Source organism: Nocardia sp. 852002-51101_SCH5132738 (assembly GCF_001665695.1).
In the GTDB taxonomy this organism is placed as follows: Bacteria; Actinomycetota; Actinomycetes; order Mycobacteriales; family Mycobacteriaceae; genus Nocardia; species Nocardia nova.
This window is the reverse complement of the sequence record NZ_LZML01000185.1, coordinates 1-819: the sequence shown is the minus strand read 5'-3', so window position 1 is coordinate 819 and position 819 is coordinate 1. Positions and strand designations below refer to the sequence as shown.

Annotated in this window: 1 protein-coding gene; it reads left to right on the top strand. The window is 67.8% G+C overall.

Features of this window, described 5'->3' with window-relative positions:
- The coding region (locus A5789_RS28620) for an AMP-binding protein (RefSeq protein ID WP_156773035.1) at positions 1-819 on the top strand (819 nt) is incomplete at both ends.

The window sequence follows — 819 nt, the reverse complement described above, 5'->3', positions numbered from 1 at the left end:
GCCACCGCGCTGGGCAACAAGACGGTGCTGTTGCGCCGGTTCGATGCCGAGGCCACGTTGCGCGCGGTGAGCGAGCACCGTGCCGAGATGCTGGTCGCGGTGCCGACCATGCTGCATCGCCTGGTGGCGTTGGGTCCGGATGTCATCGGCCGTTACGACCTGTCGGCGCTGAAAACCGTCGCGGTGGCGGGCTCGGCGTTGTCTCCGGAGCTGGCGACCCGGGTGCAGGACACCTTCGGTGAGGTGCTCTACAACCTTTACGGTTCGACCGAGGTCGCGGTGGCGGCGGTGGCGCAGCCGCACGAATTGCGCCTCGCTCCGGGCACGGTCGGTCGCCCGCCGGTGACGAGCAAAATCGCGTTGTTCGACGCCGAAGGGCGCCGGGTGAGCGCCCGCAACGTCTCCGGTCGGGTGTTCGTGCGCAGTGGTGCGCCGTTCGAGGGCTATACCGACGGCCGCCACAAGCAGTTCATCGACGGGTACATGTCCACCGGCGATATGGGCCGGATCGACGAGCACGGGCTGCTGCACATCGACGGCCGCGACGACGACATGATCGTCTCCGGCGGTGAGAACGTCTACCCGCTGGAGATCGAGAACCTGCTCGCGGCGCGGCCCGATATCGACGAGGTGTCGGTCGTCGGCGTGGCCGACGAGGAGTTCGGAAAACGCTTGCGCGCCTATATCGTTCCAGCGCCCGGCGCCACCGTGGACGACGCGGAGGTCAAGGCGTACGTGAAGGCGAACCTGGCGCGCTACAAGGTTCCCCGCGATGTGGTCGTCCTGGACGAACTGCCGCGCAATGCCACCGGCAAGGTC